This window comes from Thioalkalivibrio sp. ALE9 (assembly GCF_000377445.1).
In the GTDB taxonomy this organism is placed as follows: Bacteria; Pseudomonadota; Gammaproteobacteria; order Ectothiorhodospirales; family Ectothiorhodospiraceae; genus Thioalkalivibrio.
Genome location: NZ_KB898127.1, coordinates 118119 through 133611, shown reverse-complemented (window position 1 = coordinate 133611; position 15493 = coordinate 118119). Strand labels below are relative to the sequence as shown.

The following is a 15493-nucleotide window of genomic DNA, read 5'->3' as shown; positions in this document are numbered from 1 at the left end:
ATCCCGCATCCAAGACATCAGGAGAAGCGTTATGAGTGAACAGACCCCAGGCAATCACAACCAGAATGGTGAAGGCGCTGGCGCCGGCACCATGAAGCCGGGCTACCACAACACCGACGGCCAGGGCATTGCCGGTCACGGTTCGTTCTTCCAGTCGACCGATCTGTCGAAGGAAGACGCGGTCAAGGCCACCGACTGGGTGCGCAAGCACGTCGACCGCCGCACCATCGATCTTGGTGATCGCATGGATGACGTCCGCGAGCATATGTACGAGCTCGAGAAGGACGGCCAGATCATCATCCATCGCATCGAGGATCAGCACGAGCCGATGTCGGTGAACACCCTGTTCGGCTGGGAGAAGAAGGTCCCGACCAAGCAGCTGTGGCACCACAAGTCCTGTGGCCAGTGCGGCAACATCCCGGGCTACCCGACCTCGCTGCTGTGGTTCATGAACAAGTTCGGCTTCGAGCCGGGCAAGGACTATCTCGACGAGACCGACCAGACCTCCTGCACCGCGTGGAACTACCACGGTTCCGGTATCGGGAACGTCGAGTCGCTGGCGGCGGTTTTCCTGCGCAACTTCCACCAGGCCTACGTCTCCGGCAAGCAGCACGGGCATGAGCTGGGTCACTTTTACCCGCTGGTCCATTGCGGCACCTCCTTCGGTAACTACAAGGAGATCCGCAAGTATCTGGTGGAGTCCGCCGAGCTGCGCGAAAAGGTCACCAAGATCCTTGGCAAGCTGGGGCGCCTGGTCGACGGCAAGCTGGTCATCCCGGAAGAGATCATCCACTACTCCGAGTGGGTGCACGTGATGCGCAACCGCATTGCCTCCGAGCTGCAGACCATCGACGTCTCCAATATCCGCACGACCGCCCACGTGGCCTGCCATTACTACAAGATGGTACACGAGGACGCGGTGTACGATCCGTCCGTGCTGGGTGGCAACCGTACCGCGATCATCACCTCCACCGCCCAGGCCCTGGGTGCGCAGGTGATCGACTACTCGACCTGGTACGACTGCTGCGGCTTCGGCTTCCGCCACATCATCTCCGAGCGCGAGTTCACCCGCTCGTTCACGATGGATCGCAAGATCCGCGTGGCCCGCGAGGAAGCCAACGCCGACGTGATGCTGGCCAACGACACCGGCTGCGTCACCACCATGGACAAGAACCAGTGGATCGGTAAGGCCCACAACCAGAACTTCCAGATCCCGATCATGGCGGAAGTCCAGTTCGCGGCCCTGGCCTGCGGTGCGGATCCGTTCAAGATCGTCCAGCTGCAGTGGCATGCGTCGCCCTGCGAGGACCTGGTCGAGAAGATGGGCATGTCCTGGTCCGAGGCCAAGAAGACCTTCCAGGAGTACCTGAAGGAGGTCGAGGCCGGCAATATCGAATACCTCTACAATCCTGAACTCGCTTACGGGGGCAAGGTCTGATGCAGCAAGATACCGTTCTAGTAGTGGGTGGTGGCCCGGCCGGTCTGGCCGCCGCCGCGAATGTCACCTCGGCTGGCTTCAAGGCCGTGATGGTCGAGAAGGAAGACGTCCTTGGGGGCGCTCCGATCCTCTCGGGCTACGCCAAGCTGGTGCCCTCCGGCGAGTGGGCGAAGGACGCCATTGGCCGCATGGTCAAGCGGGTCGAGGATGACTCCAACGCCACCGTGCACAAGGGTGCCAAGGTAGAGAAGCTGGACGGCGAAGCCGGGAACTTCACCGCGACCCTGACCAATGGCGAATCGGTCCAGGCCGGCGCCGTGGTGCTCGCCACCGGCTTCACCCATTTTGATTCCATCAACAAGCCGGAGTGGGGCTTCGGGACGTACGAAGACGTCCTGACCACCACCCAGATGGAGCAGATGGTCGCCAGCGGCAAGATCGCCTGCCCGTCCGACGGCCGTGTGCCCGAGCGGGTCTGCATCCTGCTGTGCGTGGGTTCCCGTGACCGCCAGATCGGCCGCGAGTGGTGCTCCAAGATCTGCTGCACCGTGTCCGCCAACCTGGCGATGGAGATCAAGGAGATCTCGCCGGAAACCGACGTGTTCATCTACTACATGGACATCCGGACCTTCGGCCTGTACGAAGATAAGTTCTACTGGAAGTCCCAGGAAGAGTTCAAAACCAAGTTCGTCAAGGCGCGTATCGCCGAAGTGACGGCCTCTGGTGATGGCCGCCTGCTGGTCAAGGGCGAAGACACCCTGGTCAAGCGTCCGATCGTCATCCCGTTCGACATCGTGGTGCACGCGATCGGCATGGACCCGAACGCCGACAATCCCGAGATCTCGCAGGTCTTCGGTGTCGGGCTCGAGAAGCACGGCTTCCTGGAGCGCGCCGAGCAGTACACCAACACCTGTGGCACCACCCGCAAGGGCGTCTATTCCTGCGGTGCGGCCTACGGTCCCGAGACGATCGATGACTCGATCGCCCAGGGTGCCGCCGCTGGTGGTCGCGCGGTTGCGGATCTGCATGCGCTGGTTCAGAAAGCCGGCTGAGGTCGTTAGCGACGCGGCGGCTTCCGGGCTTGCCCCGGAGCCGCTGGAGGTCAGCTTCGACAAGGAGATCCTTGCGACGAAGCTGAACAGTCTGAACGAGGCCATCGCCGAGGCCGGCGGGGTCGACGGACTGGAGACCTTCATCGAGGCCCTGCGGTCGAAGCACGAGGTGTTTGCCGCGATCGTGGCCAAGGGCGACGAGATCGATGCCGAAGATGTCCGGGCCCTTGGCGGTCTGGTGTTCTCGGTCCGGCGCAAGCTGGGCTCGTTGATGGCCGAACGACAGGGTGCGCTGGTCGACGGGGTTCGGGCGCTGGTCCGGCCGGATGTCGAGGTCAACGAGCGCCTCGCCGGGTTCGCGGACTTGGCGGCCGACGACAAGAAGCTGCGGCGAGCGATCTGGGACTTCGGTGCCGAGATCCTGCACTTCGCGGACCCCGAGGCCATGCCGCTGGCGTGTCGCTGGGTCTGGGATACGTCGACCACGACGGGTGCGCTGCGGGAGTTTATCCGCGGCAATGACACCCTCCGCTCGATCCCCATCGGGGATTCGGTCGGGGCGATCGAGGGGGCGCGGCGCTGGTTTTTCGATGCGCTGGCCGAGGAAGGCTTCTATCGGGACCTGCCGTTCGTGACGGACCTGGTCTGGGTGCAGGCCTATTCGGACTATGCCCGGTCGCTGTCGATGAGTCTGGGGATGATCGACAACCAGTTCGGTACCAAGCAGGATCCGCTGGAACTGGCTGTCAAGATGCTGGGGATCGACTCCCCGGAAGGTCGCCTGAAAGGAAGCGATGCGTCGCTGCATTGAATAACGGAACGAACTTGAGCCTGGCTACACAGGTTTTCGGAGAGACGTCATGGCAATACATGAAAAGGCACTGATCGAGGACGAGCGCCTCCAGCAGCACGATGAGCTGGTGGTCGACGGGGTGGATGTGTCCGGCCACTGGAACACCATGATCGCCCCGCGCACGGTGCGCGATTACGACGACGATTTCGAATCGAAGATCCAGAGCTTCGCGGGTGGCGAAAACGTCCACCGCTGCTGGCAGTGCGGGTCGTGCACGAACTCCTGCACGATGTACGCGCAGAACGTGCAGTTCAATCCGCGCTACTGGATCTACCTGACCCGCCTGGGCATGAAGGAAGAGCTGGTCAAGGACAAGGACATCATCTGGCAGTGCGTCTCGTGCAACAAGTGCACGAACATCTGCCCGAAGGACGTGAAGCCTGAAGGTGTGATGAAGGCCCTGGCGCACTGGATGGAAGAGGAAGGGATCACCGAGAAGGCCCCGTCCACGCACTTCGACGAAGAGTTCGCCGACCAGATCTACAAGACCGGCCGCATCGAAGACGGCAAGGTCATGCAGAACTTCTTCAAGAAGACCGGCCAGCCGCTGGTGCAGGAATGGCTGAAGGTGTTCATCTTCCGCATGATGAAGCACCTGCCGGTGAAGCATCTGATGGCGATGGGCTTCAACACGATTCATACGCCGCGCACGAAGTCCTGGGGCAAGACCGGGGACGTGCTGAAGAATTACGTGCGCGAACAGAAGGAGGCCGCTCATGGCTAAGGTTGCTTACTATCCGGGTTGCGCGCTCGAGGGCTCCGGTGGGCCGTACGACCGCTCCACCCGCGTGCTGGTCAAGGCGCTGGGTCTCGAGATGGAGAACCTGCGGGACTGGAACTGCTGTGGCGCGATGGAGGTGAAGAACGTCCATCCCATGCTGCAGACCTACCTGTCCGCGCGGAACATGGCGATCGCCTCCGAGCAGATGGGCATGGACACCGTGATGGCGCCGTGCAACGGCTGCTACCACAACCTGAAGAAGGCCGAGTATGAGACCGCCACCTCCGAGGACGCGATGAATACCGTCCAGGATCTGGCGCGCAAGTCGGACGACCCGGTCTACAGCGGCGACGTGCGCACGCTGCACTTGCTCGAGTGGCTGATGGAAGAGCTGGGTCCCGAGGGGATCAAGCAGAAGATGACCAAGAGCCTGAACGGCATCAAGGTCGCCAACTACTACGGCTGCATGTATACCCGGCCGCGCCAGATCTTCCCCGAGAAGGACAACGGCCCGGGTTCCGACTCCAGCTACCAGCCGCACTTCATGGACGACCTGCTGGGTGCCGCCGGTGCGGTGAACGTGGAGTATCCGCTGAAGACGTCCTGCTGCGGCGGGGCGCATACGCTGTCGGATTCCGACACCTCGACCCAGCTGGTGCTGAACCTGCTGCAGTCGGCTGAGGACTCCGGCGCGGAAGTGATCGCGACCGAGTGCCCGACCTGCCACTCCGGCCTGGAGATGCATCAGGTGCGCGCCGAGACCGAGTTCGGGATCAAGACCGACGTGAAGGTGCTGTACTTCACCCAGCTGCTGGGTCTGGCCATGGGCCTGTCCCCGCGCAAGCTGGGCATTCACGAAAACGTGAGTGACTCGATCGGTCTGCTGAAGGAGAAGGGGGTCATCTGATCCCCCGATCCATGCCCAGCATGGCCCATTGACGAGTTCAGAAGACGGGCGCCTGGCGCCCGTTTTTTGTGGAGGCACGGGTCCGCTCGGTCCCGGGAACGAGGCGAAACATGGATTGCAACGGCTGCGAGTTTCACCCTGAACTGTTCTACGACGACGAGTTCCAGATCTGGCTGCGCCGCGAGGACGACGACACCCTGACGGTGGGGATGACCGACCTGTCGCAGACGATCGCGGGGAAGATCATCCACGTGCGCGTCCGGCGCCCCGGTACGCGACGCCCCCCGGGCAAGCCGGTGGCGACCATCGAGAGTGGCAAGTGGGCAGGCCCGATCCCGAACTTCATCGACTGCAAGATCGTCGAGGGGAATGACGAGGTGCTGGAGAATCCGGTGCTGCTGAACTCGGACCCGTACAATGCCTGGATCGCCCGGGTCGAGCCGACCAACGGGGTCGAGGCGGCGCTGGAGGAATTCCTGACCGGGGACAAGGCCGAGGAAGGCTATTGCAAGCGGGCCAAGGATGATGACATCCAGTGCCAGCGCAAGCTGCGGTGAGCGAAACCATGGCGAATCTCGACGACGACTACTACCTGGACAACGACGAGCAGACGGTCGTGATCATCATGACCTCGGGCCCGTCGACGCCGGGGCGCTGTGCCACCCCGTTCTATCTCGGTTCCGTGATGGCGTCCATGGACGTGGATGTCTATATCTTCTTCACTATGGAAGGCGTGCGCCTGATGGAGAAGGGGGTCGCGGACGATCTCCGGGCCATGGAAGACGGCAAATTGATCAAGGATTTTATTCAGGACGCGAAGCGCGCCGGAGTGCGGCTGCACGTTTGCCAGCCCGCGCTGCCGGGGTATAGAATCGACGCGTCTTCGGATCTCATCGACGAAGTCGATGAAGTGAATCGGGCGAGCGAACTAGCCGACCTGATACTACGCAGTGATAAAACGATAACGTTTTAATTTTCCCGCTTTATTTGAATATTCCTGGAGGAAGACATGGGTGCAGTTCGGGGTTGTGATATTCCGGAAGATCTGATGTACAACGTTGAAAACAACGTTTGGGTGCGCAAGGAAAGCGACGGTACCGCGACGGTCGGCCTGACTTCCTACGCCTGTTCGCTGGCGGGCACGATTGTGTCCTACACCCCGAAGAAGGTTGGCAAGACGGTCAAGAAGGACAAGTCCTGCACCACCGTCGAATCCGGCAAGTGGGTGGGTCCGGCGAAGACCCCGGTCACCGGTGAAGTCACCGAGACCAACGACAAGGTGGCCGGGAACCCGGGCCTGATCAACGAAGATCCCTACGGCGAAGGCTGGCTGATCAAGCTGAAGCCGGAAGACTGGGACGGCGAAGTCGGCGATCTGAAGACCGGCTCCGATGCCCTGGCGGCCTTCGAAGCCAAGATGGAAGCGGACGGTTTCGGCGGCTGCTGATCCCGGTTCCGGTCCGGGCCGCCGTTCCCTCGAGGTCGGCGGCCCCTTTTTTTCGGTAATACCCGAGTAAAACCTTCAAGAAATTCGCCGAACCCGGAGAACGCCCATGACGAGCTGGAACGATGTAATCCAGCGGGTCGAGCCCCTCGAGGACGTCCCTGTCGATCCGTCGCTGGTTGATGACCTCCAGCACAGCCTGCGACACAGCGGTGACCCGGGTTCGGTGCACTTCTACACCCCGACGTTCAAGTCCTATCAGTCGACGGAACTGGCCGATTGCGGCAAGAGTGCCTGGCCGGCCATGTCCATCACCGGCGGTGACTGCAAGCTGGCCTGCGATCACTGCAAGGCGAAGATCCTGGAGCCGATGATCCCCGTCCGCACCCCGGAGGATCTCTGGCGCCAGGTGAATGGTGTGATCGAGTCCGGGGCCCAGGGCATGCTGCTGACCGGAGGCTCCAACCATCGCAACGAGGTGGAGTACGACCCGTACTACTCCACCATCCGCCGGATCAAGGACGAGTTCCCCGAGTTCCGTATTGCCATGCACACGGCGCTGGTGGATGACGACATCGCGTTGTCCATGGAGCAGGCCGGCATCGACGCGGCCATGATGGACGTGATCGGGGCCCAGGACACGATCACGCAGGTCTACCACCTGCGGCGCAGCGTGGATGACTTCGAGCAGACGCTCGAGAGCCTGGTGAACACCAACATGAAGGTGGTCCCCCATATCGTGATCGGCCTGCACTACGGCAAGCTGCTGGGCGAGTGGAACGCGCTGGAGATGCTGGCGCGCCATCTGCCCGACGCGGTGGTGTTGGTGGTGGTCATGCCGTTCTACGCCCCGGCCAGCCGTCCGTTCGAGACCCCGGACGTGCACGCGGTCGGTCGCTTCTTCCACGATGCGCGCGAGCGCCTGGGCGATACGTCGCTGCTGCTGGGGTGTGCCCGGCCGCCGGGCGAGGCCAAGAGCCAGATCGACAGCTACGCGGTGATGGCGGGACTGTCCGGCATCGCGCACCCGGCCGAGGGTGTGGTGGAACTCGCTGCGCGCCTGGGCAAGAAGGTCCGGGTCACGCCGGCCTGCTGTTCCATCGCGGTCGGCGACGAGGTGATGGCCGAGGACGCCGGCGTCGGCAGCGGCGTTGAGCTGGACCTCGACACCATCGTGGCGGAGGAGACCCGCCGTCGGGAACAGGAGCGCAAGGCGCGCCAGGGCCTGGGCGGCATCCGCATCGTGACCGAAGGCGGCGAAGTGGCATCCGGGGGTGGCTGTCATGCCTGAACGCGATCAGACGACCCTGCGCGTCCTGGACACCGGGCTGCGCCCGGCGGCCGAGAACATGGCCTTCAACCGCTCGTTGCTGGAGTGTCACCAGGAAGGCGTTTCCCCGCATACCCTGCGCTTCCTGCAGTTCGAGCCCTGCGCGCTGGTGGGCTTTCACCAGAACGTCGACCAGGAGATCAACACCGAGTACTGCAAGGAGCACGGGATCGCGATCCAGCGGCGCATTACCGGCGGCGGTGCGATCTATTTCGATGCCACGCAGCTCGGCTGGGAGCTGTACCTGGACAAGCGCTTCCTCGGCACGGCGGACATGGGCCAGATCGCCGCCCGCATCTGCAACGCGGCGGCCGCGGGCATGCGCTCGCTGGGCGTGGACGCGCAGTTCCGCCCGCGTAACGACATCGAGGTCGATGGCCGCAAGATCTCCGGTACCGGCGGCGCTTTCGATGGCGAGTCGATCATGTATCAGGGCACGCTGCTGATCGAATTCGATGTAGAGGACATGCTGCGCATCCTGCGCATTCCGGCCGAGAAGCTCTCGAACAAGGCGATCGAGTCCGCCCGGGACCGGGTCGTGAACCTGGCGACGCTGCTGGAGGAGATGCCGGCCCTGGATGTGGTGAAGGACGCCATCGTGCGTGCCTTCGCCGAGGAGTTCGGTGTGCGCACCGAGGCCGCCGATCTGCTGCCGGAAGAGCGTCGCGCCTTCGACGCGGCCCTGGCCGAGATCGATACCGAGGAGTGGGTGTACCAGCGCAACCGCCCGGCGACCGATGCCCCGATGTTCGAGAGCATCTTCAAGTCCGACGGTGGCCTGATGCGCGTGGGTGCGGCGCTGGATCCCGAGCGCAAGCGCCTCAAGCAGCTCTGGATTACCGGCGATATCTTCGTCAAGCCGGCGCGGACCATCGCGGACCTGGAAGCCGCCCTGCGCGATACGCCGCAGGCGGAGATGGAGGATCGCGTGCGCGCCTTCTTCGCGGAACGCGACGTGGAGATGCTGCAGCTGACGGCCGACGACTTCATCGCCGCCATCCAGTCGGCTCTGGCGCAGGCCGAGGTCGACTCGGCGGCCGCGCAGTGAGCCGCGCCGGGAGCCTTCGCTGATGCTGCCGTCCAGGGTCGATGTCCTGGTGGTGGGGCTGGGGCCCGGCGGGGCCTCCGCCGCGCGCGTATGTGCCGCGGCCGGGCTGTCGGTGCTGGCGGTCGAGCGCAATAAGGCGTTTGGCGAGCCGGTACAGTGCGCCGAGTTTATCCCCAACCCGATGGGCGCTTATGCAAAGCCCGAGGGCGTTCTGCTGCAGCGCATCGATTCCATGCAGAGCTTCCTGCCCTCCGGCACCGTCGAGCATTCCGACTTCCCCGGCCTGATGGTGGATCGCGGCGAGTTCGACCGCGCCATCATCCGCGCGGCCGAGGCGAATGGGGCGCAGCTGGTCACCTCCACGCCGTTGATGGCGGTGGATGCCGAGCGTCACGTCGCCCGGGTGAAACATCAGGGGGCGGAGCAGGAGGTCGGGTATCGCGTACTGATCGCCGCCGACGGTCCGCATTCCCCGGTGGCCGAATCGCTGGGCCTGCCGGCCCTGCCAACGGTACAGACACGCCAGTACACCGTGCCGCTGAAAAAGGCCTATACCGCAACCGATGTCTGGCTCTCCGACGATTATCCGGGTGGCTACGCGTGGCTGTTCCCCAAGGGGGAATGGGCCAACCTTGGTCTGGGCGCCGACAAGCGGATCGCCGGTGACCTTAAGGCCCCGCTGGAGTCGCTGCATGCCCAGCTCGTGGAGCAGGGCCTGCTGGGCGAAGAGATCCGCTATCGCACCGGCGGGGCGATCCCGGTCGGCGGCCTGCGGGAGTCACTGGTGGCGGGGGATGTCCTGTTTGTCGGCGATGCCGCCGGGCTGACCCACCCCATCACCGGCGCCGGCATCGCCGCCGCCGTGGTGTCGGGCGAGGCCGCCGGCGAGGCCGCGATCGGCCACCTGGAAGGCGATGCCGAGGCCTTAGCCGACTACGACGAGGAGATGCGCGACCAGTACGGGCCGGCGCTGGAGCGGGCCTGCGAGCGCCGCGCCTTCCTCAATGAACACTGGCGGACCCCGCAGGCGCAGGAAGACGCTACCCAGCGCCGCGGATGGATTGCATTTTCCGAGTATTTCAACGATGGTGACCGGGCCGCGTAATCGGACCCGGTCGACGGATGCCTGGCATCCCCGAGACAACGCTGGAGGAACCCCATGAGTGCAAGTGCAGAGGAGATGGTCGCGCCGATCAACTTTTACCGGCCCGACTATCACATCAAGACCCCGGACATGCGTTCGCCGGAGTACGTGCAGATGTCCACCGCGGCCGCGATCACGCTGGGCCTGGTGCCGGGCACCATGCATCGCACGTCCTGCACGCACTGCCTGAACCTCCTGGTGACCTATCCGGAAGGCTGCCGCGCCAACTGCTCCTACTGCGGCCTGGCCCGCCACCGCGAGGAATCGCGGGACTACGCCGATCGCAACTTCATCCGCGTCGACTGGCCGACCGCCAAGTACGACGAGGTGATCGAGCGCGTGAAGAATCATGCCGACGCCGGTCAGTTCGAGCGCATGTGCATCTCCATGATCACGCATCCGAACTCCGATGCCGACACCGTCGAGCTGCTGGAGCGCTGGGTCGCCGAGGTCAACCATATCCCGGTGTCGATCCTGTCGAACCCGACCACCATGAGCTATGAAGACCTCCAGCTCCTGCGCGACAAGGGCGCGGACATCTTCACCGTCGCGCTGGACGCGGTGACCCCGGAGATCTTCGAGCGCACCCGTGGCAAGTCGGTGGAGAGCCCGCATACCTGGGACAAGTACTGGCAGTCCATCGAGTGGGCCGCCGAGATCTTCGGCCCGGAGAAGTTCGGCGCGCACCTGATCTGCGGCATGGGCGAGACCGAGGAAGAGATCCTGCAGGTCTGCCAGCGCATCCGCGACCTGGGCGGTCATAACCACATGTTTGCCTTCTTCCCGGAAGAGGGCTCGCTGATGGAAGACTGGAACCCGGTCCCGCGTGACCAGTGGCGCCGCGTGCAGCTGGGCCGCTTCGTCATCGACTACGCCGGTGGCCGCATCGACGACATGAAGTTCAACGCCGACGGCCAGGTGGTGGACTTCGGTCTGCCGCAGTCCGAGGTCGAGGAACTGATCGCCTCCGGCAAGCCGTTCCAGACCTCCGGCTGCCCCGGCAAGTCGGACGAGGAGGTCTCGGCCTGTAACCGTCCATATGGCGATTCCAGCCCGACGGACATCCTGTCGTTCCCGTTCGCGCTGAACAGCAGCGACGTCGGGTTCGTCAAGCGGCAGATGGCCGGGGAAGACGTCGGCACCTTCGACTTCGACGCCGACGAGGCGGAAGACGAGAAGACAGCCTGAAAACGATAGTGGTAGTATCCAGCGAAAGCCCCGGCATCCCCGGGGCTTTCGCACGTCAGGGGATCAATAAGACTTTTTGAATATTCAGGTTTCGAGCAGGGTTATCAAGGCCATTCCGAAGAGTGCCCTTGAACAGACCTGCCGAAAAACTCGCGACACGGTCGGTCACCGTGGCGCGGGCCGTGGGGACACCACCAAGACCGGACCGGCGGCATTACAAGGGGGCCGCGCGTAACCGGGGTGTTCGCACAACACAACAAGAAGACCACCAAAGGAGATACAAAATGGAAGCACGCATCATTCGCCGCAGCCTGGTGACGATCGCGGTCGGCCTGGCCATGGGCTCCGCCGGCGTCGCGCACGCCACCAACGGCTACTTCGCCCACGGCTACGGCACCAAGGCCAAGGGCATGGGGGGCGTCGGGATGGCGATCTCCCAGGACGCCTATGCCCCGGGCATCAACCCCGCCGGCATCGCCGGCATGGAAACCCGCATCGACGGCTCCCTCGCCTATTTCCGTCCCGAACGTTCGGTGACCTTCGAGAATCAGATGGGGTCCATGACCGTCGACTCCGGCAGTGAAGATTTCTTCATTCCCTCGTTCGGGTACGTGCAACAGATCGATGAGAACCGCTCCTGGGGTATTGCCCTGCTGGGTAATGGCGGCATGAACACCGATTACCCCGGCTACATGACCGGTGACCCGACCTGCGATCAAGGGGGTGGCGGGATCTTCTGTGGAGGACCGGCTGGTGTGGACCTCGAGCAGTTGGCGATTATCCCGACCTACGCTCAGCGATCGGCTAACGGCGGATTCAGCGTGGGCTTCAGTCCGATCATCAGTTACCAGCGATTCAGTGCGAAGGGCCTGGGGGCGTTCCAGGGGATGAGCAGTGACCCCGAGAACCTCACGAACAATGGAACCGATACCACTTGGGGGTACGGAGCCCAGATTGGTTTCCAGGCTGAACTGGCGGAGACCGTGACCCTCGGTGGTAGTTATCGCACCAAAATCCGAAACAGTGAATTTGATGACTACAGTGGGCTCTTCGCAGACGGCGGGAGCTTTGATATCCCATCGACCCTCGGTCTGGGCATCGCCGTTGAGGTAACCCCGAGTATCACGGTTTCCGCAGACTACACGCGCATCAACTATTCCGAGATTGATTCGATTTCCAATCCGAGCATGACCGGTATGCCTTTCGGCGCGGAAGGCGGGCCCGGCTTCGGCTGGCGAGACATTGGCGTATTCAAGATTGGTGCCCAGTTCGAGACGGCCAATGACTGGACCTGGCGTGTGGGCTACAACCGAGGGCAGAATCCGATCCACGCTCGTGACGTAACGCTCAATATCCTGGCGCCGGCCGTGATGGAAGACCACTTCACCGCCGGATTCACCAAGGCTTTCGGTCAGCATGAGCTGAACTTCGCCGCCATGTATGCTCCGAGCAATAGCGTATCCGGAGCACACATGATGCAGCCGGGGACCGACGTGAAGATCGAGATGGAGCAGTACGAGCTCGAGATCGGGTACGCGTACCGGTTCTGATCGGGAGGTCCGGGGCGGTCGCCTGACCGCCGCGGACTTCGGTGTCGTGTGCCCGGGAGGGCGCACCGGCCTTGAGGGGAAGGCCGGGTCCGCCAGGGCAGGCGGGTGATGCCGAGGTCCGTGACGTACTGGGGGTGCGTCCCGGGCCCTTCTTCCTGTCGAGCGTTCCGCTCGAACTTATTAGAGAATTCAAAGGAGGATGCCATGCGAGCAATCCACGCCTTGCGCGGGACTGTCCGCGCCGTCGGCATGGTCGCGGCGGTTGCGCTGTTCGCGGCGAGCCAGACCGTGGCGGCGGACAATTACCGTCCGTTCGTGCTGGCTTACACCGAATCGGGGACGGATGTCTCCGCCGAGGCCGCCAGTGTGCGGGAACGCCTGGAGGGGGCCGACTTCCGGTTCCTGGGCGAATATCCGGTCAGTGACGACCGGCATGTGGTCGTGGTGACCCACGATGATCTGCTGGCGGTGGCCGGCTCCGAGGCACGCGGTGGCTACATCGCCCCGATCCGTGTGTCCGTGACGGCCGTCGATGGCGAACTGCAGGTGAGTTACAACAACCTGGAGTATTTCCGTCATGCCTACCGTCTGGATGCGCCGGTATCCGGCGTCAGCGACCGGCTGGCCAGTACCCTCGGAGCGGAGCGCGACTTCGGGTCCGAGGACGGCATGAGCGAGCGCGACCTGAATCGCTATCGCTACACCTTCGGCATGGAGCGCTTCGATGCGCCCTACGAGCTGGCCAGCCATGGCAACCGGAGGAGCGCGTTGAGCGAGCTGGACAGCAACCTGGGCAACCGGGTCGCGGGGGTCAGCGAGATCTACCGGGTGGATATCCCGGGCCAGGACGTGACCGTGATCGGTGTGGCCGTGCGCGAGTCCGACGGGGCGGCCCAGGACTCGGCCGATCTGCACCAGCTGGGCATCGTGGACGTGGGCGAGTTCCGCCATACCGCGACAGTGCCGATCGAGATCCTGGTCCGCGGCGGCGAGGTCGAGGCCCTGCACATGCGTTTCCGCAAGGCCCTGCACTTCCCGGATCTGCGCATGCTGGGTGACAACAGCTTCATGCGGCTGCGCAGCTCGCCCGGTGCGCTGGAAGAGACCCTGAAGGAAGTCGCGGGTTACGAAGAAGAGGATACCGGCTTCGAGTGGTAAGACCGCTGGAGACCGCCTGCGCCATGGAACGGCGCAAGGGTGCGCGGAATTCCCGCGTAGCCCACTCAAGAACCCCGGTCCGCCGGGGTTTTTTTACGATCCGGACATGCACTTGTTTTATGCTCCCGCAACACTCGCGGCAGGACGCACATCCATGAAATCGATGAAGATCGCCAACATTGGCGAGATCCGCAACGAACTCAACAAGTACAAGAAGGGCAAGAAGCTCGATATCCACCAGTTCAACCAGGTGGCGCGCCTGGCCTGGCTGGGCAAGATCGTGATGCAGCCGCTCGATCTGGAAGACCCGGACTGCAAGTCCTTCCTGGTATATATCCAGGAGCCGGAAGAGCTGGCCGCGCATTTCCTCGATACCGACCAGGAACTGACCGGCGGCATCCACATCATCGATGGCGAGCAGGCGATGGCCATGGTCGAGATCATGCGCAGCGGGGTCGAGGAGCGCGCCAAGCTGTACGAGGATCTCTCCCGCAGTGACTTCTATTTCCGCTATTTCTACCAGCCCGGCCAGGAGGACAAGGCAGACGACTCCAGTGCCGGACAGGACAAGCCCGAGGGCTGACACTTGGTCGCATCCACGGTAACCCCGGAGTGGATCGACGCCGGGGCCCGATCCGCCGAAGAACTCCACGCGCTGTATACCGGTCTTGCGGCCTCCACCGCGCCGGATGCGCCCCCGCGTATCCTGTGGGTGCACGCGCACGAGCCGCATATCTCGATCGGGGCCAGCCAGGACGCGGAATCCGACCTGGATCTGGCCGCCTGCGCCGAACAGGGTGTGCCGGTCGTGCGGCGTCCACTGGGCGGTGGCTCGGTCTGGGTGGACGCCGACCAGGCCTGTTTCTTCCTGATCCAGCCGCGCCAGGTGCTGGCCCGTGGGCATCGCCACCTCTTCGCCGTGGGACTGGGCATCGCCATGGATGTGCTGCGCGCACTCGGTCTGGAGGGCGTGGAGGCCCGGGGCCAGGATGTCTGGGTCCAGGGGCGCAAGATCATGGGGACTGGGGCCGCAACGCTCGACGAGGGCTGTGTGTTCGGCGCCAGTTTCCTGCGACATTTCCCGGTCGAGCGCTTCCTCGCCTGCGTGTATGCCCCCAGCGAGGGCTACCGTGACTGGTTGCGCCCGGCGCTGGAGACGGGCATGACCGACTGCGCCCGCCAGTGTCCGCAGGTCCCCGCGCCCGCGCAGGTCGAGGCGGCCCTCCAGGGTGTCTTGGAACGCCGTTTCGGCATTCCGGCACGCCGGATCGAGCCGGACCGGGCGACCCTCGATCAGTGGCTGGCGCTGGGGCGCGAGGAACTGACGGACCTCGCCGACGGGCAGGGATCGCCGTCGGTGCGCGATGGCATCCGCGTGAACCGCGACAATCACGTGTTCGAGACCCGCGGGGCCTGCGGGCGCCTGCGCCTGCACGTGGAGGGATCGCATATCGCGCGGATCTGGTGCGAGGATGCGGCCACCACCGCCATCCTGGAGGAGCGTCTGGTCGGTGAATCGCCGGAACGCCTGCGCGTACGCTCGCGCCTGAACGGCCAGCTCGATGCCCGCATGGTGGACGAGATCAGTGCCCGCATCGACGGGCTTTATCGCGGAATCGCAGCGGCCTGACAGGCCCCGGTCCCGAGCCCCCTCCCCACG

General features: G+C 64.0%; 16 protein-coding genes. All 16 read left to right on the top strand.

Features of this window, described 5'->3' with window-relative positions; translation table 11 throughout:
* The first annotated feature begins 31 nt into the window (after positions 1-31).
* Positions 32-1438, top strand: coding sequence for a heterodisulfide reductase-related iron-sulfur binding cluster (locus D106_RS0109565; RefSeq protein WP_018867553.1), 1407 nt, complete (start codon positions 32-34; stop codon positions 1436-1438).
* 23 nt (positions 1439-1461) lie between these two features.
* Positions 1462-2490, top strand: a complete 1029-nt coding sequence (locus tag D106_RS0109560; RefSeq protein ID WP_018877060.1) for an FAD-dependent oxidoreductase — start codon at positions 1462-1464, stop codon at positions 2488-2490.
* Positions 2429-3301, top strand: coding sequence for a hypothetical protein (locus D106_RS0109555; protein WP_018879893.1), 873 nt, complete (start codon positions 2429-2431; stop codon positions 3299-3301). Before D106_RS0109560 ends, D106_RS0109555 begins: the two co-directional genes overlap by 62 nt.
* A 49-nt stretch (positions 3302-3350) precedes the next feature.
* Positions 3351-4067 (top strand): 4Fe-4S dicluster domain-containing protein, encoded by a 717-nt coding sequence (locus D106_RS0109550; RefSeq protein WP_018867550.1) that lies wholly within the window; start codon positions 3351-3353, stop codon positions 4065-4067.
* Positions 4060-4971 (top strand): CoB--CoM heterodisulfide reductase iron-sulfur subunit B family protein, encoded by a 912-nt coding sequence (locus D106_RS0109545; protein WP_018867549.1) that lies wholly within the window; start codon positions 4060-4062, stop codon positions 4969-4971. Before D106_RS0109550 ends, D106_RS0109545 begins: the two co-directional genes overlap by 8 nt.
* A gap of 110 nt (positions 4972-5081) precedes the next feature.
* A complete protein-coding gene (locus D106_RS0109540; RefSeq protein ID WP_018867548.1) occupies positions 5082-5528 on the top strand; it encodes a glycine cleavage system protein H in 447 nt (148 codons plus the stop codon).
* Between the two features lie 8 nt (positions 5529-5536).
* Positions 5537-5944 (top strand): DsrE family protein, encoded by a 408-nt coding sequence (locus D106_RS0109535; protein WP_026279299.1) that lies wholly within the window; start codon positions 5537-5539, stop codon positions 5942-5944.
* Between the two features lie 36 nt (positions 5945-5980).
* Positions 5981-6418 (top strand): glycine cleavage system protein H, encoded by a 438-nt coding sequence (locus D106_RS0109530; RefSeq protein ID WP_081620074.1) that lies wholly within the window; start codon positions 5981-5983, stop codon positions 6416-6418.
* Positions 6419-6524: 106 nt separating this feature from the next.
* Positions 6525-7706: a radical SAM protein gene (locus D106_RS0109525; protein ID WP_018877058.1), complete on the top strand. Its 1182-nt coding sequence runs from the start codon at positions 6525-6527 to the stop codon at positions 7704-7706.
* Positions 7699-8793: a biotin/lipoate A/B protein ligase family protein gene (locus D106_RS0109520; protein WP_018867545.1), complete on the top strand. Its 1095-nt coding sequence runs from the start codon at positions 7699-7701 to the stop codon at positions 8791-8793. The genes D106_RS0109525 and D106_RS0109520 overlap by 8 nt, the downstream gene beginning before the upstream one ends.
* Before the next feature lie 22 nt (positions 8794-8815).
* Positions 8816-9898 carry an NAD(P)/FAD-dependent oxidoreductase gene (locus D106_RS0109515; protein ID WP_018879891.1) on the top strand — a complete coding sequence of 361 codons (1083 nt, stop codon included), beginning with the start codon at positions 8816-8818 and terminating at the stop codon, positions 9896-9898.
* Between the two features lie 54 nt (positions 9899-9952).
* On the top strand, positions 9953-11125 hold the full coding sequence (locus tag D106_RS0109510; protein WP_018867543.1) for a radical SAM protein: 1173 nt from the start codon (positions 9953-9955) through the stop codon (positions 11123-11125).
* A gap of 284 nt (positions 11126-11409) precedes the next feature.
* Positions 11410-12675: an OmpP1/FadL family transporter gene (locus D106_RS0109505; RefSeq protein ID WP_018879890.1), complete on the top strand. Its 1266-nt coding sequence runs from the start codon at positions 11410-11412 to the stop codon at positions 12673-12675.
* Positions 12676-12879: 204 nt separating this feature from the next.
* The gene (locus D106_RS0109500; protein WP_018879889.1) at positions 12880-13833 is read left to right on the top strand and encodes a hypothetical protein; all 954 of its coding nucleotides are present in this window, start codon (positions 12880-12882) and stop codon (positions 13831-13833) included.
* Positions 13834-13987: 154 nt separating this feature from the next.
* Positions 13988-14416, top strand: coding sequence for a hypothetical protein (locus D106_RS0109495; RefSeq protein ID WP_018867540.1), 429 nt, complete (start codon positions 13988-13990; stop codon positions 14414-14416).
* Positions 14417-14419: 3 nt separating this feature from the next.
* Positions 14420-15463, top strand: coding sequence for a lipoate--protein ligase family protein (locus D106_RS0109490; protein WP_018867539.1), 1044 nt, complete (start codon positions 14420-14422; stop codon positions 15461-15463).
* Positions 15464-15493: the final 30 nt, after the last annotated feature.